We start from the raw sequence: 23,778 nt of genomic DNA, 5'->3' as shown, positions 1-23,778 counted from the left end.
GCTGTCGTTGATGGTGTGGATTCTCAAGCGTGAGGTAAGAGCATTTGGTGGATGCCTTGGCATGTACAGGCGATGAAGGACGTGGCACGCTGCGATAAGCGTCGGGGAGTTGTGAGCAAACTTTGATCCGGCGATTTCCGAATGGGGAAACCCACCTTCACCATTTCTCTCGGTTCGTGAGCGATCACGGGTTGAGTGAGGTGGATAAGGTATCACCTTGGCGAATATATAGCCTTGGTGAAGCGAACCCGGGGAACTGAAACATCTAAGTACCCGGAGGAAAAGACATCAACCGAGATTCCGTTAGTAGTGGCGAGCGAACGCGGACCAGGCCAGTGCTTCTTGTTCAACTAGCAGAACACTTTGGAAAGAGTGACCATAGCGGGTGACAGTCCCGTATGCGAAAGCGAGACAAGAAGACTCGAGTAGGGCGGGACACGTGAAATCCTGTCTGAACATGGGGGGACCACCCTCCAAGCCTAAATACTCGTACATGACCGATAGCGAACACAGTACCGTGAGGGAAAGGTGAAAAGCACCCCGATGAGGGGAGTGAAACAGTACCTGAAACCGAATGCTTACAAGCAGTTGGAGCCTCTTTAGGGGGTGACAGCGTACCTCTTGCATAATGGGTCAGTGACTTAATGTACCATGCGAGCTTAAGCCGTTAGGTGTAGGCGCAGCGAAAGCGAGTCTGAACAGGGCGAATTGAGTATGGTGTATTAGACCCGAAACCCGGCGATCTAGGCATGACCAGGTTGAAGGTGCGGTAACACGCACTGGAGGACCGAACCGGTGAATGTTGAAAAATTCTCGGATGAGTTGTGTTTAGGGGTGAAAGGCCAATCAAGCCGGGAAATAGCTGGTTCTCCGCGAAATCTATTGAGGTAGAGCGTCGAATGATTGCCGTTGGGGGTAGAGCACTGGATGGATGCGGGGGTCGCGAGATCTACCAATTCTAACCAAACTCCGAATACCAACGAGTCTAGTTCGGCAGACAGACGGCGGGTGCTAAGGTCCGTCGTCAAAAGGGAAACAGCCCTAACCTACAGCTAAGGTCCCCAAGTCATCACTAAGTGGGAAAGCATGTGGAACTTCCAAAACAACCAGGAGGTTGGCTTAGAAGCAGCCATCCTTTAAAGAAAGCGTAACAGCTCACTGGTCTAAATAAGAGGTTCTGCGGCGAAAATGTAACGGGGCTCAAGTGATGCACCGAAGCTTAGGGTGTGATCTTCGGATCACGCGGTAGCGGAGCGTTCCGTAGGCGAGTGAAGCGGGAGGGTAACCGACCGTGGACGTATCGGAAGTGCGAATGCTGACATGAGTAGCGATAAAGAGGGTGAGATGCCCTCTCGCCGAAAGACCAAGGGTTCCTGCTTAAAGCTAATCTGAGCAGGGTGAGCCGGCCCCTAAGACGAGCCCGAAGGGGGTAGTCGATGGGAACCACGTTAATATTCGTGGGCCTGGAGATGTGTGACGGATCGCGTGTGTTGTACAACCTTATCGGATTGGTTGTGCTTCGAAGCGGTTCCAGGAAATAGCCTCTCCGTATAGACCGTACCCGAAACCGACACAGGTGGTCAGGTAGAGTATACCAAGGCGCTTGAGAGAAGTATCCTGAAGGAACTCGGCAAATTGCCTCCGTACCTTCGGAAGAAGGAGGCCCCATGTTTGCGCAAGCAGATGTGGGGGGCACAGGCCAGGGGGTAGCGACTGTTTAGCAAAAACACAGGACTCTGCTAAGTCGGCTTCAAGACGACGTATAGGGTCTGACGCCTGCCCGGTGCCGGAAGGTTAAGAGGAGGAGTGCAAGCTCCGAATTGAAGCCCCGGTAAACGGCGGCCGTAACTATAACGGTCCTAAGGTAGCGAAATTCCTTGTCGGGTAAGTTCCGACCTGCACGAATGGCGTAACGACTTCCCCACTGTCTCCAGGATATGCTCAGCGAAATTGAATTCTCCGTGAAGATGCGGAGTACCCGCGGTTAGACGGAAAGACCCCGTGCACCTTTACTGCAGCTTCAGAGTGGCATTGGAAAATTATTGTGTAGCATAGGTGGGAGGCTTTGAAGCACCGGCGCCAGCTGGTGTGGAGCCATAGGTGAAATACCACCCTGTGATTTTTTAATGTCTAACCTCGTACCGTTAGCCGGTACAGGGACCCTCTGTGGCGGGTAGTTTGACTGGGGCGGTCGCCTCCTAAAGAGTAACGGAGGCGCGCGATGGTAGGCTCAGGCCGGTTGGAAACCGGCTGCAAGAGTGCAATGGCATAAGCCTGCCTGACTGCGAGATTGACGAATCGAGCAGAGACGAAAGTCGGTCATAGTGATCCGGTGGTCCCTCGTGGAAGGGCCATCGCTCAACGGATAAAAGGTACGCCGGGGATAACAGGCTGATGATTCCCAAGAGCTCATATCGACGGAATCGTTTGGCACCTCGATGTCGGCTCATCACATCCTGGGGCTGGAGCAGGTCCCAAGGGTTTGGCTGTTCGCCAATTAAAGTGGTACGTGAGCTGGGTTCAGAACGTCGCGAGACAGTTTGGTCCCTATCTGCCGTGGGCGTCGATACTTGAGAGGAGTTGACCCTAGTACGAGAGGACCGGGTTGAACATGCCTCTGGTGTACCTGTCGTGGCGCCAGCCGCGCAGCAGGGTAGCTATGCATGGACGGGATAACCGCTGAAAGCATCTAAGCGGGAAGCCTCCCTCAAGATTAGGTATCTTCGAGTCGTGATAGACCATCACGTTGATAGGCCGGGTGTGGAAGCGTGGTAACGCGTGGAGCTAACCGGTCCTAATAACTCTGATCATGCTTGATGAATCCCACCATCAATGACAGCTCTGCACACCGTGCAGCAGCGTCAGTGATGACCGGACGATCATCCAGCCAGATAATGCACGGATACATTCATCGATTAAAAAGCACGCCAGCTCCATTGCTTGGTGACCATAGCGTCAGTGACCCACCCGATCCCATCTCGAACTCGGCCGTGAAACCTGACAGCGCCGATGGTACTTGCGCTCAAGCGTTGGAAGAGTAGGACGTCGCCAGGCATTGAAGCCGGCGTGCAAAAAACCCATCACAATCTCAAGAACAACGAGGGCCAAGGGATAACTCCCAAGGCCCTCTTTGTGTCTCTAACCTGAGACACGTGGAAATTACGCCGAACCGAAGCCAAGGGCTTCGCAAGGCCGAACGGCCGTCCGAGCTTATGCAAGGATAGCCAAACCGGCGGATGCCGGTGCCGGTAATTGAGGCAACATCATTGACGCGGGGTGGAGCAGCCCGGTAGCTCGTCAGGCTCATAACCTGAAGGTCGTAGGTTCAAATCCTACCCCCGCAACCAATGGTGTACGACTTAAGCCCCCAGCGCCCAGCCGCCGGGGGCTTTGTCGTTTGCAGCCCGCGGCCATGCTTGCCACCGCGGCTGTCACCGCCATGGACCACCACTGCCTCGATCAGAGCGCGGATCGTGTTCCTCGAGGCACTGGCCCCGCGCGCGGCGAGGTGCTCGTGTTCTCACACCGAAGTCTATTGGAACTCTGGCGCGCTTCACCCCATCACTTCAATACTCTCCACGGTACCGGGGAGAGACTTTCACGCAAACATTGCAGGAAAGCGTTGGTTCGCCGACTCCTCCCGTGCCGTGCATGCAGGAGGGCAACAACATCTGCGCTGGGCGGCGCCCAGTCCGGGAGTATTTCCTGCAAGTTTCCTGCGTCAAGGTCGCCAACTACGTCCCACTCGCTGCGGACCATTACGCCCATTCCTGCAAGAGCCCACTGCCGAACGATCTCGCCGTCATTGCTCGACATCACGGGCTTGATCCGAACCGTGACGCTGTCAGAACTATTTCTGGAAAAGCGCCAGAGTGTCACGTCTTCATTGTTCTCACGAAGTGCGAGACATCTATGCGCTGAAAGGTCTCTTGGATGACGCAGTGGCCCATTTGCGGCTATATATGCTGGCGCAGCGCACAGGATACGCCGATTTGGAGCAAGGGTGGTTATCAGCCTGTCGCTCTCGGGCAAGGCGCCTATATGCACGATAAGGTCGCAGCCTTCCGACATTTGCTTCACGGGGTTCTCGGACAGGTCCAGCTTCACTGTTACGCCAGGATGGATCGCGGCGAATGACTGGATGACTGCGGCAACGTATTGTCTTCCAAACCCGTAGGGAGCGGCCACCCGAAGGTTGCCCCGTACCTGCTCGGTTCGTTTGGACAATCGCTCTGACAGATCTTCCAGAGCGTGAGCGATGTTCACACCTTCGGTCGCGATCAGTTCGCCTTCGTCGGTGAGGCGAAGTCCGCGGGGGTTCCGCTCAACCAGTTTGACACCCACCCGAGCTTCCAGTGCGCGCAGGCGCTGGGTCACTGCCGGAGGCGTTACGTGGAGACGGCGCGCTGCCTCGGCCAGGGAGGTCGAGGTTGCGAGGATTTGGAAGAAGAGGAGATCCTCGTGCGTCAGCATTAACCTAGAGCTTTATCTAAAATACAATTTTCATTAATTGCATAGTTTACGCATTCGTATCATTATTCGCAACGCACAATACGATGGATCTTCCAGATGCGCCGCTCCGATTCTTGCGAAGGTAGAAGCTGCAATGACCATAGTGGCGTGTGACATGCACTCAATCGGTAGCGAATGGACGACCGCCGGTCGAAACGGGTCGCTCCATTGCAGGGATCTATTCCGCTCGCGAAGCGGAGATTTTCTGACCGGTCCTTTGCCTCATCACGAGGCTGCGCCTCGTCCGGTCATGGCTAGCGCCAATTCCTGAGCCAATTTTCAATCGCACGCGGAGAAAGCCCATGAGCGAAGCACAAGTTTTCGAAGCCGGTCGGGATTTACCGGACCAAATGACACTCGACGATCTGGAAACTCCCTGCTTGATCCTCGATGCCGAACGCATGGAGCGAAACGTGGCGCGCCTGCGCGCACGGCTTGCGAAGTTCGGCGTAATACTGCGCCCACACCTCAAGACGGCCAAGTCGATCGAAGTTGCGCGGGAGGTGATGTCCTCGCCGCAAGGCCCGGCCACGGTATCCACTTTGCGCGAGGCGGAATTTTTCGCCTCGGCAGGGGTAACCGACATTATTTACGCGGTTGGCATCGCACCGGGGAAACTTGAAAAAGTCATCGAATTGCGCCGCAAGGGATGCGACCTCGCAGTGGTGCTGGACACGGTCGAGCAAGCTCAGGCGGTCGCTTCTGCATCGGTCGATGCCGGAATGGCCATCCCAGCCCTGATCGAGATAGATTGCGATGGGCATCGTTCGGGTGTGCTGCCGGACGACGCAAAACTCCTTATCGACATTGCTGACGCCTTGACGAAGGGCGGGGAGCTTCGCGGCGTCCTCACCCATGCAGGCGCAAGCTACGATGCGCGCGGGGCCGAGGCACTCGGGGTCTGCGCCGAGAACGAACGCCTGGCCGTCGTCTGCGCTGCTGCAATCTTGCGGGATGCCGGCCATGCATGCCCGGTGGTCAGTCTCGGCTCTACGCCCACAGCCCATTATGCCGAGAATCTTGATGGCGTGACGGAAGTGCGTGCCGGGGTTTTCGTCTTTTTCGATCTGGTCATGGCGGGCATCGGCGTTTGCCGGATCGATGACATCGCACTTTCCGTGCTGGGGACGGTGATCGGTCACCAGCATGAAAAGGGCTGGATACTTGTCGATGCGGGCTGGATGGCGATGTCTCGCGATCGCGGGACATCCAAGCAGGAGGTCGATCAAGGTTACGGGATCGTGTGCGACAGCACCGGTCGGCCCTACGAAGATCTGATCCTGGCCGATGCGAACCAGGAACACGGGATAGTCACGGTGCGCCCCGGCTCGAACGCTGCTTTGCCCGATCTGAAGATTGGCGACCGGGTCCGTATCCACCCCAATCATGCATGCGCGACAGGAGCGCAGCATGGATCGTATCGCGTTGTGCGCGGGAGCGACAACGTCGTCGTGAATGAATGGAAGCGCTTCGGAGGCTGGTAATGGACAAGAAACAGCAGGTCATTGAAACGGACAAGGCACCCGCCCCCGCCGGCGCTTATTCTCAGGCCGTTCGGTCAGGGGCGACGCTTTACATTTCGGGCCAATTGCCGATCCGCGCGGACAAGGCACCTCTAGCTGATACGAGCTTCGCCGCGCAGGCTCGTCAGGCAATCGCGAACATGCTTGCCATACTTGAAGCGGCAGACGGTTCGCCAGCGGACCTTTCGCGGGTTACCGCCTACATTGTCGGCGTGGCGAACTGGCCGGAATTCAACCGCATTTACGGCGAATTGCTTGGCGATGCGCGCCCCGCCCGGACCGTCGTGCCGGTTCCGGAGCTGCATTACGGGTTTCTCGTCGAGATCGACGCGGTCGCCACACTCGATGATGATGCCTGATTTTGACGGCTGAGCGATAGCGGCAGGCGCATCAGCCTGGTTCTCGGACCGGGTCCGGCAGTCAGCCCGGGCCAGGTCACCTGCATCGCGATCACGACACTTACTGCTCTGGAGTGTCCTGAATTTGAAACAATCGGCCAGATCCGGCGCAAACTTGCCAACTTTATCGATGCGTGTTGAGCCAGCATGAAGCAAGTTGGCTCAACACTGAAACGGGTTGGTATCATGGCGAGTAGCGCATCACTGTCACCACATTTGGTCGAAGCCTCGGCAGCAGGCCAGCAAGCTGTCAAAGTCAAATCGCGTCTGGCCAATATCGATGCCCTGCGCGGCTTTGTCATGGTTCTGATGCTTTTGGACCACCTGCGCGAAACGTGGTTCGTCAACTACGCCGTGAGCGATCCGATCAATGCGGCAACCGTGATTCCAGCGATTGGATTTGCGCGTTTTGCAGTCAGTTTTTGCGCACCCATCTTCGTCGCGCTTACGGGGCTTGGCGTCTATCTCTTCAGCATGAACCATACGGTCGAGGAAACCTCGTCGTACCTGCTCAAGCGCGGCCTTCTTCTCGTCGCCATCGAATTGTTCTATCTCTCCCCGCTGTACTGGGGGATCGTACCGCAGCCCACGTTCTGGCTTCAGGTCATCTGGGCGATCGGACTGAGCATGATCGCCCTGTCAGTACTGATGCGTCTGCCGCGCCAGGCACTGATCGCGTTCGGCTTGATCATCGTATGCTTCCATAATCTCCTCGATCCGGTCCGGCTGACGCCCGAAAATCCCTGGTTCCCGCTTTGGGCGATCCTGTACCAGCGCGACGTGATCGCGCTGCCATTCGGCTTCGCCGCCAAGACGACCTATCCCCTCTTGCCGTGGCTGGGCGTCATCTCGCTGGGCTATGCCATCGGCAACTGGTTCCGCCCCGATTTCGGGACGGAGAGGCGGCAGCGTAATCTGCTCATCCTCGGCTTCGGAATGATCGCCGGTTTCATCGTGCTGCGCATGCTGAACGTCTACGGCGACAAGCCCTGGTTCGTTGTCGAAGGCGATTTCGTGCGCACCGCGATCAGCTTCATCTCGATGACGAAGTATCCGCCGTCCCTGCTCTTTCTCCTGCCGACGCTTGGCGGAGGGGCGCTCCTGCTGGTCCTGTTCGAGAAGATCAACGATTCCAGGCTGGTGGAGGCGCTAGCGGTATTCGGTGCGGCGCCGATGTTCTTCTACCTGCTGCACCTGACAGTACTGCGCGTGCTGTATCACAGCGCTCTGGCGATCTGGGGCCCGAACAACGGCAGCTACTATATGTTCGATAACTACCACTGGGTCCTGCTGTGGTACGCCTTGATGATCGTACCGCTATATATCCCGACCGTGTGGTATGCCCGACTCAAGCGCCGTCGCCGCGACATTACCTGGCTGAAATATTTCTGATAGTTCAAGGCGCGCCCCGATACGGGGCGCGCACCAGTTTACGGGCGGCTCGGGGCATGTCCATGGCACGGCCACCCGCATGCTGGCCCAGTTCAGCGGATCACTTCGAATTCCATATTCTCACAAGGGGATATGTCTGACCGCAGTTGCCGAATGACTGGCCACCGTGGATCTCGATACGCTTGCCGATGCCGTGTCTCCCGCAGGAGACGATCCAATCTGGACCGATGTGCGAGCGCTGGAGATCGGCGCTGGGACCACGCTCCGTTGAAGCGATCGCCCTGCCAATTTCCGGCAGGCTGACTGACGGAGGGAGCCGGTTGGGCGCAGTCTTGTAGTGGAACCGGGCAGGAGCGCGCTCCTGCCCGGTTTGTCGTTAAAGTCCGCCGATTTCGAGTGGGGAACCGTCCACGAGACGCGACAGGCGAAATGGCGCGGCGTCCACGCATGGGGTGTCGTTCACCAGCAATTGCGAGGCGAGCAGGCCAATCCCCGGCCCCATGCCAAAACCATGGCCCGAACAGCCCGCGGCCAAGACAAGCCCTTCAACTTTATCCGTTTTCGAAATGACAGGCACCGCATCGGGAGAACAGTCGACAAGCGCGCCCCATGCTCCGGCCAATTCGACACCTGCAAACTGGGGAAACGCACGGGCGACGTTGGCCAGGATCCTGCGTACGAGCCATTGCTGGGGATTGGGATCGAGAACGCGGGTTCTTTCGAAAAGCGTTTCATCGTTCCTGAGCAGCGAGAAAAGGGATTCCGGGCCGGTCACGAAGGAGGGCCCGATCGCCAGCCTGACGTTCTTGAGGCGACGCTTGAACTGAGGCAGGAACTCGCGGGAATAACGGATGCCTTGCGGCGTCAGGTCGATCGTTGCCTTACCGCTGATCGCCAGAGTGTAGCTACCATCAAGCCGTCGCGTCATCGCGAAGTCGGGGGCATAAAGACACCCTCCAACGTCGTTCATGGGTTTCGTGCGTATGGCCGTCTGTCGCACGCCGGCTTGCGGGAAGTTGATACCGTGCGGGCGAAGGAACCGCGAGGCCCAGGCGCCGGCTGCACACAGGACCGCATCGGCCTTGATCAGGCCATGTTCCGTATTCACGCCGACAACTCGGCCGTTCGTAATCTCGAGTGAGCGGGCGGCACATCCTTGGTGAATTGTCGCGCCGTGGGCGCGCGCACCGAGCGCGATCGCGGGGGCAGCAAGCGCCGGTTCTGCCTTGCCGTCGTTGGGTGAGGAAACGCCACCGATCCACTTGCGCGAGCCTTCGGGAATATGCCGAGCGATTTCCGCGGCGCTGAGCATTTGCGTCTCGACGCCGTTCTCAAGCCCGTAGGGCTGCCATTTCGCCCATTCGGCCAGTTGGGCTTCGTTATCGGTCGCGTAGAAAAGGCCGCAGCGCTGAAATCCGACGTCGTGGTCGAGTTCTTTCGAGAATTCGTCCCACAGGCGCATCGAAACCGAGGAGAGGGGCAATTCGCGGTGATCGCGATTTTGCTGACGGCACCAACCCCAGTTACGGCTCGACTGTTCGCACGCAATATGGCCCTTTTCGATCAACGCGACCGAATGGCCCTGCCGAGCGAGAAAATATGCCGCCGATACACCGACGATACCGCCGCCCACGATGACCACATCGGCGGTTTCGGGCAGGCGCTCGTCGCTGGATATGCGTTCGACGTATGGTGACATTATCTCTGGCCCTCGACCGATTGTTCAATCCAATCGAGCGGATTATCCCATCGCTCGTTCGGCAAATTATGTCGAACCCTACGCGAAAATTGGCATATTTCGCGCGATTTGCGCTCGCGTTCTCATGGCGTTTTCAATTGTGTTCCAATGATGTGTCGCAACCAGACAGCTTGCTGCCGTTCCTTCGGGCGGCAGCAAGCCGTGCTACCATGACCAAGCCCAAGACAGCCGCAACCAGAAGCTCCAGCTTCCCATCAGCTGCCCCTTTGCAACCGCTTTGCAACTTCGGCTTCCCGGAGGGCAGCGACAGCGTGCCAAACTGGCCGATGGCGCCAGTATCGGAGGCGACGATCCGAAGCGCAGACGAGCCCACGACTGCGCTCGACGTGACGAGGCAGGCGCAGATGCCGGACCTGATCCGCGAAATCCGGCGGCGAAAGGCACAGGGCGTGACGTCTGTCACCCATGGCTTTGGCGTTGCAGGGGAAAAGGGTTCGGGCCAGCGGCCGACCGCGCGTGATCGCGGGACGGCCGCCTTTGCCTGTCCTTGTCAGTGAGCCAGCGGTGCAGCTTCAGCCGCGTCTGCGGGAAGGCCGCCGAGTTGGGTCACGAGCTTCGTGTATGCATCGAGGTAGGCAAGCACGATGATCTGGCCGATCTTGGTGTTCTGGTAGCCGCCACCGGCAACGCCGCCGAAAGTGTTGCCTCCGAACAGGCCGCCGCCACCGAAGCTGATGTCGGACTTGCGGGCATACCCCTCGGTCAGCGCCTCCTCGACCGTCGTGCGCGAATTGACGATGGAAAGCGTCACGTTCGCCTCGCCCTTCTTCACGTTGAGGCCGCCCGCCACCGCGCCGAAGCCGCGACCGAACAGGCCGCCGCCGACACTGCCAAGGATGCCGCCGACGCCGCCACCGCCCGAGTTGGAATTGGTGCTGACGATGTCAGGCTGCAGGAAATAGTCGGCTGCCTTGATCTGGCCCTTGCCGATGTTCGAGCCCCTTTGCAGCTCGCCCTGTTCGGCCAGGGCGCGTTCCATGGCGCTGCTCTGCAGCGAACGGCCGCGATTGACGAGTGTAAAGCAGCCCGAGCGCTGGACGAAGACGCGCAGGATGGCCTCGGGGCTGCCCAGGCTCAGTTCGCGCCACCACTGGTTTTCGGGCTCCACAATTCCGACGGTGCCCAGATTCTTGGTGCAGCGCGGAATGTCGCGGGTTCCCTGTTCCTGCTGCTTGCGGGCCGAAGACTTGTCGGCCGCCGTTGCAACATGCGGCAAGGCAGCGACTGCGATTGCGCCAAGTGCGCAGGCAAGCTTTTTCATGAAATCCATCCCTCCTGACGGGCGATAAACTGGATTCGCCATCAGCCCACTTCCCGGGCTCGAACAAGTTTAGTCAGGATTTCAAAGTCAACAACAGTTGTTTTCAGTGTTTTTTGTCACATTACTGTGGCTGAACCGCCATGTTGTCTATCAGACGCGCCTTGCCGATCCTTGCCGCGACCAGCAGGCGCATCGGCCTCTGGCTGCGCGCGTCGAGCGGAATGAGGGTGTCGGCATCGGCGATCCGGGCATAGTCGATGGAAGAGAACCCGCCGGCCAGCAGCGTGGCCTCCAGTTGCGCGAGGGCGGCGGCGATGGTTTCGCCTGATTCGACGGCCGCGATGGCAGTCTTCATCGCCGAGGGCAGGGTGGCGGCCTGCCCGCGCTGCTCGGGGGTGAGGTACGCATTGCGCGAGGACATCGCGAGCCCGTCCGCCTCGCGCACGGTCTCCACGCCGATGATGTTGTCGGCCAAGGGCAGGGTGAGGTCGAGGTCCCGGGCCATGCGGCGGATGACGGCCAGCTGCTGCCAGTCCTTGGCGCCGAACAGGGCGAAATCGGGCCGGACCTGGTTGAACAGCTTGCACACGACGGTTGCGACGCCATCGAAGTGGCCGGGGCGCGAGGCGCCGCAGAAGCCTTCGCTCACGCCCGAGACCGAGATGTTGCTGGCAAAGCCGTCCGGGTACATGGCATCGACGGTGGGCGCCCACAGCAAGTCCACGCCTTCGGCCTGCAGCAGTGCCGAATCGCGCTCCAACTGGCGGGGATATGCATCGAGATCCTCACCTGCGCTGAATTGCAGCGGGTTGACGAAGATCGAGACCGCGACATGGTCCGCCCGGGACTTGGCCTCGCGAACGAGTGTCAGATGGCCTTCATGAAGCGCTCCCATGGTCGGAACGAGGGCGAGCGATCCACGCGTGCGCAGAGCGTCGACTGCACGGCGTAGTGGATCAAGTCTGTGGACGGTTTGCATTGCTGACGGCTGCTCCGATATGATGCCCTTGACCGGCTGGCGCGCCGGCCATTAGCCGCAGCGCGCCGGGGGCGGCAATGTATTTGACTTGGTGGCCGGGTGAATAGCCCGCATCAACAGGGAAAGCGAACACAGGTCTCGTGACAGCGCATCGCATCGTCTTCGCCAACGAAAAGGGCGGTACCGGCAAGTCCACTACCGCCGTCCACGTAGCCATCGGCCTTGCCTATCAGGGTGCGAAAGTGGCCGCGATCGATCTCGATCCGCGCCAGCGCACCCTGTTCCGCTATCTGGAAAACCGCGTGGAAACCGAACAGCGACGCGAGATCGCGCTGCCCGGCGCGCGTTTTGCGGTTTATGATGGCGACGACGTGAACGAACTCGACGCGCTTTCCGAGGAAATCGCCGAGGGCTACGACTTCCTGATCTTCGATACGCCCGGCCGTGACGATGTCTTCGCCCGCCACGTGGCGACGACCGCGGACACGCTCGTCACCCCGCTGAACGACAGCTTCGTCGATTTCGACCTCATCGGCCAGGTCGAGAGCGAGAGCTTCCGCGTGAAGAAGTTGTCCTTCTATGCAGAGCTCATGTGGGAAACGCGCAAGAAGCGCGGATTGAAGACGATCCAGGATGGTCGGCGCGAGTTGGACTGGGTGGTGGTGCGCAACCGCGTCCAGCACGTCGAGGCGCGCAACATGCGCCGTCTCGACGAGGCCCTGAAGGAATTGTCCAAGCGCGTGGGCTTCCGCATCGCCAGCGGCCTTTCGGAACGCGTCATCTACCGTGAGCTGTTTCCCTCGGGCCTGACCCTGCTCGACAAGGGGCACCTGGGCGAACTGGGCACCAGCCATCTCGTCGCCCGGCAGGAGCTGCGCAGCCTCGTCGCCGGCCTGAATCTGCCGGTGCCGGCCCGCGACAAGGGCGAACTCGAGCTCGCGTCTCAGGCATGAAGTTCCTGTGGCTGGCGGCGCTGGCCTGCATTGCCTGGAAACTGGCTTTCGGGCGCTGGCCATGGGAATCGCGCAAGCGCAGCGGCAAGGCCTTCCCGCGCGTGCGGGCCCGGGCCCTGCTGGGCGTGTCGGAAGGCGCCAGCCGCAAGGATATCCTCGAGGCGCACCGGCGGCTGATCGCGCAAGTGCACCCTGATCGGGGCGGGTCGAGCGAAAAGGTCCACGAAGCCAACGAAGCGCGCGATATCCTGCTGGCCAACCTGCCGCAGGACAGTACCCCCCAGCCATGAGCCATCGCTTCGACCCGACGATCCTGCGCGAGTACGACATTCGCGGGGTGGTCGGCGAGACGCTGGGCCCCGACGATGCCCGCGCCATCGGTCGCAGCTTCGGCACGCTCGTGCGTCGCTGCGGGGGGCGCAAGGTCGCGGTGGGGCGTGACGGTCGGACCAGTTCGCCGATGCTGGAGGCCGCGCTGGTCGAGGGGCTCGTGGGCAGCGGCGCGGATGTCGTGCAGATCGGCCTGGGGCCGACGCCGATGCTCTACTTCGCCGAAGCCACAGGGGCGGACATCGACGCAGGCATCCAGATCACCGGCAGCCACAACCCGCCAGGGCACAACGGCTTCAAGATGGTGCTGGCAGGCAAGCCGTTCTTCGGTGCGGATATCGCCCGCCTCGGCGCCATGGCGCAGGCGGGGGACTGGGACGAAGGCGCAGGCAGTGTCGAGCTGCGCGAAGTCCTCGATGCCTACGTCGCCCGCATCGTCGAGGGGCTGGGCGAAGTGCCGAGGGAGGCGCTGTCCGCGCTGCGGATCGGCTGGGATGCCGGAAACGGCGCTGCCGGGCCGGCGCTGGAAAAGTTGGCGGCGCGCTTGCCGGGGCAGCATTTCCTGCTCTTCACTGCTGTTGACGGCACCTTTCCCAACCACCATCCCGACCCGACCGAGGAAGCCAATCTGGCTGACCTCAAGGCGCTGATCGCTGCCGAGGGCCTCGATTTCGGGATCGCCTTCGACGGCGATGCCGACCGCATCGGCGTCGTCGATGGCATGGGACGGACGATCTGGGGTGACCAACTGCTCATGATCTTTGCCGAAGACCTGCTGCGCATGGTGCCCGGGGCGACCGTCATCGCTGACGTCAAGGCGTCGCAGGCCCTGTTTGACGCGATTGCCGGGCATGGCGGTGAGCCGCTGATGTGGAAGACAGGCCATTCGCTGATGAAGGCGAAAATGGCCGAGACGGGAGCACCGCTCGCCGGAGAGATGAGCGGCCATGTCTTTTTCGCGCATGACTTCTATGGCTACGACGATGCACTCTATGCCGCGGTCCGGTTGATGGCCGCTTCAGTGCGGCTAGGGCGCTCGATCACCGAATTGCGCGGGGCCATGCCGGAACTGCTCAACACGCCCGAACTGCGCTTCCATGTCGACGAGACCCGCAAGTTCGCGGCGGTCGAGGAAGTGCGCCGCCGCCTCGCCGAAGCGGGGGCGGATTTCGTCGCGATCGATGGTGTACGGGTCAGGACACCGGACGGCTGGTGGCTGCTGCGGGCGTCCAACACGCAGGAGGTGCTGGTCGCCCGCGCCGAAAGCGGGACGGCGCAAGGGCTGGAGCGGCTCATCGCCGAGGTCGACGCACAGCTTGCCATGTCGGGTCTTTCGCGGGGGAATTGAAGCGCATCCACCCCTGCGCCTCTCGAAAGATGCCGAGGCACTGCAAGCCTGCAGGACCTTGCAAGTTCAGATCATGAGCAGGGCGGTTACCGTTACCGGAACGGCGCAGGCGATTAGGGGTAGCGTCCCGTGCTTGCCCTTGTGCCAGCCCCCGACGCTGCTGGCGACGAAGGCCTTGAACAGGGTGTTGAGGACGACCGGTACGGCAAGGACAAGCCCTGCAGTCCTCGGCGCCAATGTGCCGGCGGGCAGGTTGCCCAGGGTGATGATTGCGGAATCCACGTCCAGCGCTCCCGACAATGCGAGGACGATGGCCAGTTCCCGGTCGCCGTAGTGCTGGAGCACCCATTGCGCCGCCACCGTCAGGGCCATGACCAGCGCGGTCAGGAGCAGGGCAGGCCCGATGTCGAAAGGGTTGCGCATCTCCACTTCGTGGCCGCCCTTTTCGCGCTTTTCCTGCGCCGATCGCCGTAGGTACCACAAGGTCAGGGCGAGGCTGACAGCCATGCCGGGGGCCACGATTTGGGCCAGTTCGGTCAGCGCCGGCGGTGCCAGCACACTCACGAGCGCGAGCACGCGTATGAACATGACCACGGACGCCAGCGAGATCCCGGCGGCCACGATCATGGTTCCCTGCGTGCCTTCCTTCAGCTTGTTGGCGAGCGAGGCGGTAACGGCCGTCGACGAAACGAACGAACCGGCTGCCGCGGTCGCGAGAATGCCGCGGGTTGGCCCGAGGATGCGTGCGGCGAAATAGCCCGCGAAGGAGAAGCCCGAGACGAGCACGACGACGAGCCAGAGCTTGCGCGGGTTCCATGCGTCGTAGGGGCCGAACGACTTGTCCGGCAGCAGCGGAAGAATGACGAGCGCAATCAGCGCGAAGCGCGCGATGGAGAGCATCTCCTTTTCGCTCAGGCGCTCGATCCAGCCGTGCAACTGGGTACGCATGGCCAGGATGAGGACCATCACGACCGCGATGACGATGCCCAGCAGTTCCTCTCCGGTACCTACGAGAAAACCGCAGGCGAGCGTGAGCAGGGCGACCACGCCGGAGGTGCCGTCGATCCGCTGCGAGTTGCGCGTCGCTCGCTCGTAACCGAGGATCACCAGCGCGCAGATCGCCACCAGCAGCGTCGTGGCCGGCCCCTTGGCATTGGCATAGAGCAGGCCCGCGAGGCTGCCACCCAGGCCGATGAGAGCGAAAGTGCGGATCCCGGCGAAGCGCGAGCCTTCCGGACGGTCGCGCAGGGCCCAGCCGCGCTGCAGGCCCACAAGCAACCCCAGTGCGAGACCGACACCGGCGGCGGTCAGGTGATCGGTGTCGGCAATCGCTATCATTACACCTCCCCGGGGCGTCGCTTCGGCCTTCTTCGAAGATCGCGGAAGGTGTCGCAAGAGGGACATGCCGGAACCGGGAGAGTTCCCGCTGCATTTCCAGTGGGGAACGCTATGCTGCAGACACGATGAGCCGTGCCGGGACAGACCAGGAATGAGTAAGCAAGCGGGAGTCCCGCCCGAGATTGCGCAATGGTTCCAAGCTCGCGGCTGGCGCGCCCGGCGCCATCAGGCCGACATGCTTGCGGCTGCGGACGAGGGGCGCCATGCGCTGCTCGTGGCCGATACCGGGGCCGGCAAGACCCTCGCAGGGTTTCTGCCGACGCTGGCGGCCTTCTGCCCGTCGCGGCTGGGCGGGATGAAGCCTGCAGAGGGTCTCCACACGCTCTACGTCTCTCCGCTCAAGGCGCTGGCACACGACGTGCAGCGCAACCTCGTCACCCCGGTCGAGGAAATCGGTCTGCCGATCCGGATCGAGACCCGCAGCGGCGATACGCCTTCGGACCGCAAGGCCCGCCAGCGCGCCCGCCCGCCGCATGTCCTGCTGACGACACCGGAATCGCTTTCGCTGCTGTTGAGCTACCCCGAGGCGCCGGAGCTGTTCTCGACCCTGCAGCGGGTGGTGATCGACGAGGTGCATGCCTTCGCCACGGGCAAGCGCGGCGATCTTCTGGCGCTCTCGCTCGCGCGGCTGCAGGCACTGGCGCCCGCGATGCAGCGCGCGGCGCTTTCGGCGACCCTGGCGGATCCGGATTCCTATCGCGGCTGGCTGGCACCCTGGGGCGACATCGATACGGTCGCGCTTGTCGCGGGCGAAGCCGGGGCCGAACCCGATGTTTCGATCCTGCTCCCGCGCGACGAGCGCATTCCCTGGAGCGGGCATGCGGCGACATGGGCGATCGACCAGCTCTACGAAAAGATCCGCGCCCACCGCACGACGCTGGTGTTCACCAACACGCGGTTCCTTGCCGAGTACATCTTCCAGTGCCTCTGGGATGCCAACGAGGACAAGCTGCCCATCGGCATCCATCACGGTTCCCTGTCGAAGGAGGCACGTCGCAAGGTCGAAGGCGCGATGGCGCGGGGCGAGTTGCGGGCGCTCGTCTGCACGGCCAGTCTCGACCTCGGCATCGATTGGGGCGATATCGACCTTGTCGTCCAGATGGGCGCGCCCAAGGGCTCCTCTCGGCTGCTGCAGCGCATCGGCAGGGCCAACCACCGTCTCGACAGCCCGAGCGAGGCCATACTGGTCCCGGGCAACCGCTTCGAGTTCTTCGAGGCATTCGCCGCGCAGGAGGCGGTGCGTGAAGGCCGGCGTGATGGCGAGGGGTTCCGTCCGGGCGGGTTGGACGTCCTGGCCCAGCACGTCATGGCCATTGCCTGTTCCGGTCCGTTTCGGGAGGAAGACGTCCTGTCCGAAGTACGCTCCACCCAGGCCTATGCATGGGTGGACGAAGCGATCTTCGCCCGGGTGCTCGATTTCGTGGCGACCGGGGGCTACGCACTGCGCTCCTACGACCGCTTTCGCCGGATCTTGAAGGACCGGGACGGCACCTGGCGGTTGACCCATCCCGAGCACGCGGCGCGCCACCGGCTCAACGCCGGGATCATCGTCGATGCCGAGATGCTGGATGTGCGCTTCCGCAACGGGCGCTCGCTGGGCAAGGTGGAGGAGGGCTTCGGCGCGAGCCTGGAGCCGGGCGATACCTTCCGCTTTGCCGGGATGGATCTCGAAGTGGAATCGCTCAAGGATCTCGACCTTGTCGTCCGGGCGGCGAAGCGTTCGGCGACGATCCCCAGTTACATGGGCCAGCGCATGCCGATTTCGACCCATCTGGCGGATCGGGTCCGTGAGATGCTGGCAGACCGCGCGGGCTGGGCGCGCTTTCCCGATGACGTGCGCGAATGGCTCGAAGTGCAGGACTGGCGTTCGCACCTGCCGGCTCCGGGACGTCTTCTGGTCGAGAGCTTCCCCCATCGCGGATTGGCCTACACGACGTACTATACTTTCGAAGGCTGGCCGGCGAACCAGTCGCTCGGGATGCTGGTGACGCGGCGCATGGAGGATCGCGGCCTCGGCCCTCTCGGGTTTGTCGCGACGGACTACGCGCTGTCGATCTGGGGCCTCAAGCCGGTGGAAGATCCGGCGGTGCTGCTTTCACCGGACATCCTTACGGACGAATTCGTCGATTGGGTTCAGCAGTCCTACCTGTTGCGCCGCGCCTTCCGCGAAGTCGCGGTCATCTCCGGCCTCGTCGAGCGGCAACATCCTGGCAAGCGCAAGTCGGGGCGACAGGTGACCTTCTCGACCGATCTTATCTACGACGTCCTGTGCAAGTACGAGCCCGACCACCTGCTGATCGAGGCTGCCTGGGCCGATGCCCGCTCACGCATGACCGACGTGGCGCGCGTGGCGGACGTTCTCGACCGGGCGGCGCGAGAGATCGATCATATCCGGCTCGACCGGATCAGCCCCCTGTCGGTTCCCGTGCTCTCGATGATCGGGCGCGAGAGCCTGCCCTCGGGCGCGGCGGATGACGAACTCCTGCATGAAGCGGAGAGCCTGGCCTCGCTTGCCATGCGGGTCGATCCGGCGCTCGATGAATAGATGGGGGATGAATAGATGGGCGTGTCGCCGATGCCGGGACGTTTCTTGCGCGCATGAAAAAAGGGGCGGATTTCTCCGCCCCTTTTTCCGTGATCCTTGAGGGATCCGCCGGTTTCGACTTACTTGCCGAATTCAGCGTACTGTTCGTTGCCGACGAAGCCGAACTTCGAAACCTTCGAAGCCTTGATCACCTGCAGCACCTTGGCCGAGAGATCGTAGCTGGCCTGCGGTTCCGGCTGGAACTGCAGTTCCGGCTCGGGATCGATGTTGGTCGTATCCACGAGCAGGCGCTGCAGGGTCGCGCCGTCGATCTGGTTGCCGTTCCACATGATCTTGTCGTCCGAGGTGAGGACGACCTTGTTGCGGACCGGGTCGACCGGCGGAGGCGTCGAGTCCGGGGGAGTCGCGACCGGCAGATCGATGTCGATCGAGTGGGTCGCAACCGGGATGGTGATGATGAACATGATGAGGAGCACGAGCATGACGTCGATCAACGGCGTCGTGTTCATGTCCATCATCGGGGCGCCATCATCCTTGCCGCCTGACATTGCCATGGGGTGTTACTCCTGTTCCTGTACGAACGTCAGGCGTTCGGGTCGACGGGGTTCGAGATGAACCCGACCGTCGGGTAGCCCGAGATCTGGACGTTGTAGATCGCACCGGCAATGCAACGCCACGGGGCGTTCACGTCGCCGCGGATGTGCACCTGCGGGATGAGGTCCGGATTCTTCATCAGGGCCTCGGCGCCGCCTTCGCGCTTCACGATCGAGTCGAGGCGCTTGAAGGCACGGTCGCGCAGTTCTTCCGCAGTGACCGGTGTGATATTGTTGAAGTAGACGCGGCACTCGCCATTGCGCGACGCGCCCGTGTACCCGGGTTCACCAGCGCTGCGTCCGCCATCGTCGGTGGTCGAAACGGTGAGGAGCAGGTTCTCGACCTTGTCCTTCGATTCGACCGACTTGATGATCGGAATGTGCAGTTTTTCGATCGTCTGGATCGCGACCGGAACCGCGATCAGGAAGATGATCAGAAGCACCAGCATGACGTCGACGAGCGGCGTCGTGTTGATGTCGGACATCGGTGAGTCTGCACCGCCTCCGCCCGTGGATATCGCCATAGTCTTATCCTAATCCTAGCGTTGCCCTGGGGAGGCGACGGACACGCATGCATCGCTCCGTCGCCTTGGGCCCCGAAAACGCGGCAGCTTGAGTACCTGCCGCGTTCCTAGCGTCTTACGACTTGGCCGGAGCGGCGGCCGGCTTGGCCGGAGCAGCCTTCGCCGGAGCAGTGGCCATGGCGGGCTTGACGGCACCCTTCGAGTTGATGTTCGCGAGAACGTCGTTCGAGAAGCCGGTCAGCATTTCCGCAATGCGCTTGTTGCGGCTCTGCAGGTAGTTGTAGGCGAGAACGGCGGGAACGGCGACGAGCAGACCCAGCGCGGTCATGATCAGAGCTTCACCGACCGGACCGGCGACCTTGTCGATCGAGGCCGAACCGGCGATGCCGATGGCAATCAGAGCGCGGTAGATGCCGACGACGGTACCGAACAGACCGATGAACGGTGCAGTTGCGCCGACGGTGGCGAGGAACGGCAGACCCGAAGCGAGACGTGCGTTGATGGTCGATTCCGAGCGAGCGAGCGAGCCGTGCAGCCAGTCGTGGGCTTCGAGCGAATCGGTCATCTTGGCGTGCTGGTCTTCAGCGGCGATGCCGTCGTCGACGAGCTGGCGCCATGCGCTGTTCTTTTCGAGCTTGGCGGCGCCTTCACGCAGGGTGGGGGCCTTCCAGAAGCTGGTGCGGACAGTGTTGAACTGGCGCAGGATCTTCGACTGTTCGAACCACTTGGTGAACAGGATGTAGAACGAACCGAAGGACATAATGCCGAGAATGATCACGGTCGCGTAGGCGATGAAGCCGCCCTGCTCGAGGGCTTCTGCGAAACCGAATTTGTTCTGAGGCGCGGCGGCTTCGCCGGCAGCGGCGAGGATGTCAACGATAAGCATGCGATTTTACCTCTCAAGAAGAATGCAGGAGTTGGCCTAAGTCCGCATGGGACCCTGCCGTACAGGAGTTAGTTGAGCTTGTAGACGATCGCGGTCGAATACGTATCCGTCGTCGGATTACCCGCGGTGTCGAGGGCCGGGTTGAAACGAGCGTAACGGGTCATGCCGTCACATGCTGCTTCGTCCAGGTCCGGGCTGCCACTCGAGCTCGTGACCGAGCAGGAGGACACCCTGCCGTCCGCGTTGATGGACACTCGCACGCCAACGCGACCTTCACGCTCTTCACGAGCGGCGCGGGTCGGATAGTTGGCCTGAATGCGGGCTGCCCAGCTGTTCATGCCCTTGGGCGTGGCGCCCTTGGACTTGGATGGCGGCGGCGGCGGCGGCGGCGCTGCGGTCTGGATGACCACCGGCGGCGGCGGCGGCGGGGTGATCACAGTCTGCACCGGCGGCGGGGCCGGAGCGATGTTGATCGGCGGCGGCGGCGCCACAATGGGCGGCGGCGGCACATTTTCCTGTTTCGGAGGCGGCGGTGGCGGCTCTTCCTCCTTGGGTTTCTCTTCCTTGATGTCCACGGTGGTCACCTTGTTGATGACCTTCTTCGCCGCCTCGTAGGCGAGGCCCGTGACTAGCGCATAGCCGACGAAGACGTGGATCAGCGCGACAATGACAAGCGCGGTAATCTTATTACCGCTCATTTGCTGGTCAGCGTAAGCCATTCAGACGCATCACTCCATTACCAAGCCCCGGACGAATCCAAGGGCGACCATGGCCTTCGCAGTTGCGAAACCCATGACGAAACTTAAATTACCCACCCTGACGGCTGACAACCCTTAACCCGCAGACGGTGCAACGGGGGTCCGGGCCGAGGGGCTATTTTTTATTTTTGCCCCGTTTTGCGAGCTTCCTTAGCGGTGAAGCCCCCCCTACGCAATGTCTTATGAGCGTGGCAGAGGTTAACCGTCAATTCAGCCCCATTCAGATGAAATTATCGCCAAGCGATTTTGAGCCTGTCAATCGACAAGCCTATACAGGCCGTTCTTTCTACGGAGATATCGTCTCATGTCATCCAAATTGCGCGTACTTGCGACTGGCGTCGCAGGGATATTGCTCGCTTCGCAAGCTCTTCCCGCGATCGCGCAGGAAAACGCAGCTGCGCCTGCCGGCGTGACTTACGCCGACATCGCCGACCTAGCTGATTCGTCAGGTCTGGTGATCCACGCGCAGATTCGAAAGATGGTGCGGGTGGCCGACGAAAGGGCTCCCGGCCTCAAGCCCGGCCTGGCCCGTTTCTACGTTCAGGCCGATACCAAGGCTTTGCTGACCGGCTCGACGCCGCTCGGCGAATCGGTTGCCTATCTCGTCGACCTGCCGCTCGATGCGCGTGGCAAGGCTCCCAATCTGAAGAAACAGGACGTCCTTCTTTTCGCACGTGCGGTAGAGGGGCGGCCCGGCGAGATCCAGCTTGTCGCGCCCGAGGCGCAACAGCTCTGGACGCCGCAGGCCGACGCCGAAGTGCGCCGGGTGCTCCAGGCTCTCGTCTCGCCGGATGCTCCGGCGAAGGTGGCCGGGGTCCGCGAGATCCTTTACGTGCCCGGAACGCTGGCCGGGCAGGGGGAAACCCAGATATTCCTGTCGACCAGGGACGGTTCCGCAGCGTCGATCACCGTGCGCCATGAGCCGGGGCAGCCGCCGATCTGGGGAGCTTCCTTTTCCGAACTGATCGCCGATGTCGGCAATCCGCCCAGGCGCGATACGCTCGAATGGTACCGCCTCGCCTGCTTCCTGCCCAACACCCTGCCGCCGAAGGCCAACGTATCCGAAGGTTTCGCGGCCCGGCGCCAGGCCGAATCCGATTACCGCATGGTGCTGGGCGAATTGGGGGTGTGCCGCCGCACGCTCGGTCAGGGCGGCTGAGGGCGCCGCCGCTTCCGAATGGCGCAGGTATCGTCTGTCTGCGCCAAGGTTGCGGGTAGGCCAAGATTGAGCATAGTAGCGGGAAGGTACTGGCAATTCCGCCCCGCCTCGCCTAGGGCGCGCTCCCGAAAGGGAAGTCCATGGTAGAACCGCTCAATATCGCGCTTGCAGGTCTGGGTACCGTCGGTACCGGCGTCGTCCGTCTCATCGAGACCAATGCGGAGCTCATTGCCCGCCGTGCAGGGCGTCCGATTCGCATTGCCGCGGTGAGCGCGCGCGACCGTACCAAGGATCGCGGCGTCGACCTGACGCAGTACACCTGGGAAGACGATCCGGCCGCGCTTGCCGCCCGCGAGGACGTCGATGTCGTCGTGGAACTGGTCGGCGGCTCCGATGGTCCGGCGCTGTCCCTCGCTCGCAAGGCGATCGGCAATGGCAAGGGGTTGGTCACCGCCAACAAGGCGATGATCGCGCACCACGGCCTTGAGCTGGCCTCGGCGGCAGAGGGTGCCGGCGTCGCCCTCAAGTTCGAAGCCGCGGTCGCGGGCGGTATTCCGGTGATCAAGGGCCTGAGCGAAGGCGCCGCTGCGAACAAGATCGAGCGCGTCTATGGCATTCTCAACGGAACCTGCAATTACATCCTCTCCACGATGGAGGATACGGGCCGCGATTTCACCGACGTTCTCGAGGAAGCGCAGCGCCTCGGTTATGCCGAGGCCGATCCGACCTTCGACATCGAAGGCATCGACGCCGCGCACAAGCTGTCGATCCTCGCCGCCATCGCCTTCGGTTCGCGCCTGCGTTTCGATGCCGTCGAAACCATGGGCGTTTCGCCGGTCAAGGCTGCTGACATCGAGCAGGCCCGCTCGCTGGGTTACGTCATCCGCCTGATCGGCATGGCCGAGATCGACCGGCTCGATGGCGGGGTCGGCCTGTTCCAGAGGGTGCGGCCGCATCTGGTCCCGATCGACCACCCGCTCGCGCATGTCGACGGGGCTACCAATGCCGTCGTCGCCGAAGGCAATTTCATGGGGCGCCTGCTGTTCCAGGGGGCCGGTGCTGGCGACGGACCGACGGCCAGCGCCGTGGTCGCCGACATTATCGACATCGCCCGCGGCGAAAAGGGCGCGGCTTTCTCGATGCCCGCAAGCGAGCTTGAGGACATTGCACCGGCGCCGACCGGCCATCGGTTCGGCCGATCCTACCTGCGCTTCATCGTCCATGACCGTCCGGGCGTGCTTGCCGAGATCACCGCCGCCATGCGCGATGCCGGCGTCTCGATCGAGAGCCTGATCCAGAAGGCGCCGTCGGACGACGCCGGCGAAGTGATCATCGCCGTTGTCACCCATGAAGGTCCGGAATCGGCCGTTACCGAGGCAATGCGCATTCTCGATGGCTCGGACAGCCTGGCGGGCCAGCCGCTGGTAATGCAGATCATCGCCAATTGATTGCGCGGCGGA

Annotated in this window: 19 protein-coding genes, 1 tRNA gene and 2 rRNA genes; 13 read left to right on the top strand and 9 right to left on the bottom strand. The window is 61.9% G+C overall.

What is annotated here, in order from left to right:
* Positions 1–24 precede the first annotated feature (24 nt).
* The 3 genes from PP1Y_RS23920 (at position 25) to PP1Y_RS23910 (ending at position 3,347) form a co-directional block, all read left to right on the top strand.
* Positions 25–2,818, top strand: a 23S ribosomal RNA gene (locus PP1Y_RS23920).
* Positions 2,819–2,939: 121 nt separating this feature from the next.
* Positions 2,940–3,054, top strand: a 5S ribosomal RNA gene (rrf, locus tag PP1Y_RS23915).
* Positions 3,055–3,270: 216 nt separating this feature from the next.
* Positions 3,271–3,347: transfer RNA gene (locus PP1Y_RS23910), tRNA-Met, on the top strand.
* 214 nt (positions 3,348–3,561) lie between these two features.
* Here the strand turns inward: PP1Y_RS23910 and PP1Y_RS23905 are convergent.
* Positions 3,562–4,473 carry a LysR family transcriptional regulator gene (locus PP1Y_RS23905; protein ID WP_013834467.1) on the bottom strand — a complete coding sequence of 304 codons (912 nt, stop codon included), beginning with the start codon at positions 4,471–4,473 and terminating at the stop codon, positions 3,562–3,564.
* A 341-nt stretch (positions 4,474–4,814) separates the two neighbouring features.
* Here PP1Y_RS23905 and PP1Y_RS23900 point away from each other — a divergent pair, with 341 nt between their 5' ends.
* The 3 genes from PP1Y_RS23900 (at position 4,815) to PP1Y_RS23890 (ending at position 7,825) form a co-directional block, all read left to right on the top strand.
* On the top strand, positions 4,815–5,996 hold the full coding sequence (locus tag PP1Y_RS23900; protein ID WP_148275062.1) for a DSD1 family PLP-dependent enzyme: 1,182 nt from the start codon (positions 4,815–4,817) through the stop codon (positions 5,994–5,996).
* Positions 5,996–6,394, top strand: coding sequence for a RidA family protein (locus PP1Y_RS23895; protein ID WP_013834465.1), 399 nt, complete (start codon positions 5,996–5,998; stop codon positions 6,392–6,394). The genes PP1Y_RS23900 and PP1Y_RS23895 overlap by 1 nt, the downstream gene beginning before the upstream one ends.
* 225 nt (positions 6,395–6,619) lie before the next feature.
* A complete protein-coding gene (locus PP1Y_RS23890) occupies positions 6,620–7,825 on the top strand; it encodes a DUF1624 domain-containing protein (protein WP_013834464.1) in 1,206 nt (401 codons plus the stop codon).
* Positions 7,826–8,201: 376 nt separating this feature from the next.
* Here PP1Y_RS23890 and PP1Y_RS23885 read toward each other — a convergent pair whose 3' ends face one another.
* Positions 8,202–9,524 carry an FAD-binding oxidoreductase gene (locus PP1Y_RS23885; RefSeq protein ID WP_013834463.1) on the bottom strand — a complete coding sequence of 441 codons (1,323 nt, stop codon included), beginning with the start codon at positions 9,522–9,524 and terminating at the stop codon, positions 8,202–8,204.
* A gap of 326 nt (positions 9,525–9,850) precedes the next feature.
* Here PP1Y_RS23885 and PP1Y_RS23880 point away from each other — a divergent pair, with 326 nt between their 5' ends.
* A complete protein-coding gene (locus PP1Y_RS23880; RefSeq protein WP_148275061.1) occupies positions 9,851–10,081 on the top strand; it encodes a hypothetical protein in 231 nt (76 codons plus the stop codon).
* On the opposite strand, the gene PP1Y_RS23875 is transcribed toward PP1Y_RS23880, so the two are convergent.
* Both PP1Y_RS23875 and panC read right to left on the bottom strand, forming a co-directional pair.
* Positions 10,075–10,845 carry a CsgG/HfaB family protein gene (locus PP1Y_RS23875; RefSeq protein WP_013834462.1) on the bottom strand — a complete coding sequence of 257 codons (771 nt, stop codon included), beginning with the start codon at positions 10,843–10,845 and terminating at the stop codon, positions 10,075–10,077. The genes PP1Y_RS23880 and PP1Y_RS23875 overlap by 7 nt on opposite strands.
* A gap of 121 nt (positions 10,846–10,966) precedes the next feature.
* A complete protein-coding gene (gene panC / locus PP1Y_RS23870) occupies positions 10,967–11,824 on the bottom strand; it encodes a pantoate--beta-alanine ligase (RefSeq protein WP_013834461.1) in 858 nt (285 codons plus the stop codon).
* A 140-nt stretch (positions 11,825–11,964) separates the two neighbouring features.
* Between panC and PP1Y_RS23865 the strand changes: the two genes are divergently transcribed.
* From PP1Y_RS23865 to pgmG, 3 genes are read left to right on the top strand one after another with little or no spacing between them, the layout of a single operon-like run.
* Positions 11,965–12,777 carry a division plane positioning ATPase MipZ gene (locus PP1Y_RS23865; protein ID WP_013834460.1) on the top strand — a complete coding sequence of 271 codons (813 nt, stop codon included), beginning with the start codon at positions 11,965–11,967 and terminating at the stop codon, positions 12,775–12,777.
* Positions 12,774–13,067 (top strand): J domain-containing protein, encoded by a 294-nt coding sequence (locus tag PP1Y_RS23860; protein ID WP_041559150.1) that lies wholly within the window; start codon positions 12,774–12,776, stop codon positions 13,065–13,067. The genes PP1Y_RS23865 and PP1Y_RS23860 overlap by 4 nt, the downstream gene beginning before the upstream one ends.
* Positions 13,064–14,455: a phosphoglucomutase/phosphomannomutase PgmG gene (gene pgmG, locus PP1Y_RS23855; RefSeq protein WP_013834459.1), complete on the top strand. Its 1,392-nt coding sequence runs from the start codon at positions 13,064–13,066 to the stop codon at positions 14,453–14,455. The genes PP1Y_RS23860 and pgmG overlap by 4 nt, the downstream gene beginning before the upstream one ends.
* 66 nt (positions 14,456–14,521) lie before the next feature.
* Here the strand turns inward: pgmG and PP1Y_RS23850 are convergent, their stop codons facing one another.
* A complete protein-coding gene (locus PP1Y_RS23850) occupies positions 14,522–15,793 on the bottom strand; it encodes an MgtC/SapB family protein (protein ID WP_013834458.1) in 1,272 nt (423 codons plus the stop codon).
* A 151-nt stretch (positions 15,794–15,944) separates the two neighbouring features.
* Between PP1Y_RS23850 and PP1Y_RS23845 the strand changes: the two genes are divergently transcribed.
* Positions 15,945–18,398 carry a ligase-associated DNA damage response DEXH box helicase gene (locus PP1Y_RS23845; protein WP_013834457.1) on the top strand — a complete coding sequence of 818 codons (2,454 nt, stop codon included), beginning with the start codon at positions 15,945–15,947 and terminating at the stop codon, positions 18,396–18,398.
* 119 nt (positions 18,399–18,517) lie between these two features.
* Here the strand turns inward: PP1Y_RS23845 and PP1Y_RS23840 are convergent, their stop codons facing one another.
* The 4 genes from PP1Y_RS23840 to PP1Y_RS23825 all read right to left on the bottom strand — a co-directional run bounded on the left by PP1Y_RS23840 (position 18,518) and on the right by PP1Y_RS23825 (position 21,120).
* On the bottom strand, positions 18,518–18,952 hold the full coding sequence (locus PP1Y_RS23840; RefSeq protein WP_013834456.1) for a biopolymer transporter ExbD: 435 nt from the start codon (positions 18,950–18,952) through the stop codon (positions 18,518–18,520).
* A 29-nt stretch (positions 18,953–18,981) separates the two neighbouring features.
* Positions 18,982–19,515 (bottom strand): biopolymer transporter ExbD, encoded by a 534-nt coding sequence (locus tag PP1Y_RS23835; protein WP_173364740.1) that lies wholly within the window; start codon positions 19,513–19,515, stop codon positions 18,982–18,984.
* 115 nt (positions 19,516–19,630) lie between these two features.
* A complete protein-coding gene (locus PP1Y_RS23830; RefSeq protein ID WP_013834455.1) occupies positions 19,631–20,401 on the bottom strand; it encodes a MotA/TolQ/ExbB proton channel family protein in 771 nt (256 codons plus the stop codon).
* Positions 20,402–20,469: 68 nt separating this feature from the next.
* Complete coding sequence (locus PP1Y_RS23825; RefSeq protein WP_013834454.1) at positions 20,470–21,120, bottom strand: energy transducer TonB; 651 nt, start codon at positions 21,118–21,120, stop codon at positions 20,470–20,472.
* Between the two features lie 343 nt (positions 21,121–21,463).
* On the opposite strand from PP1Y_RS23825, the gene PP1Y_RS23820 reads away from it, so the two are divergent.
* Together PP1Y_RS23820 and PP1Y_RS23815 are read left to right on the top strand one after the other, a co-directional pair.
* Positions 21,464–22,318, top strand: a complete 855-nt coding sequence (locus PP1Y_RS23820) for a hypothetical protein (RefSeq protein ID WP_013834453.1) — start codon at positions 21,464–21,466, stop codon at positions 22,316–22,318.
* A 140-nt stretch (positions 22,319–22,458) separates the two neighbouring features.
* The gene (locus PP1Y_RS23815; protein WP_013834452.1) at positions 22,459–23,766 is read left to right on the top strand and encodes a homoserine dehydrogenase; all 1,308 of its coding nucleotides are present in this window, start codon (positions 22,459–22,461) and stop codon (positions 23,764–23,766) included.
* Positions 23,767–23,778 lie beyond the last annotated feature (12 nt).

This window comes from Novosphingobium sp. PP1Y (genome assembly GCF_000253255.1).
Lineage (GTDB): Bacteria > Pseudomonadota > Alphaproteobacteria > Sphingomonadales > Sphingomonadaceae > Novosphingobium.
This window is presented reverse-complemented; position numbering and strand designations above follow the sequence as displayed.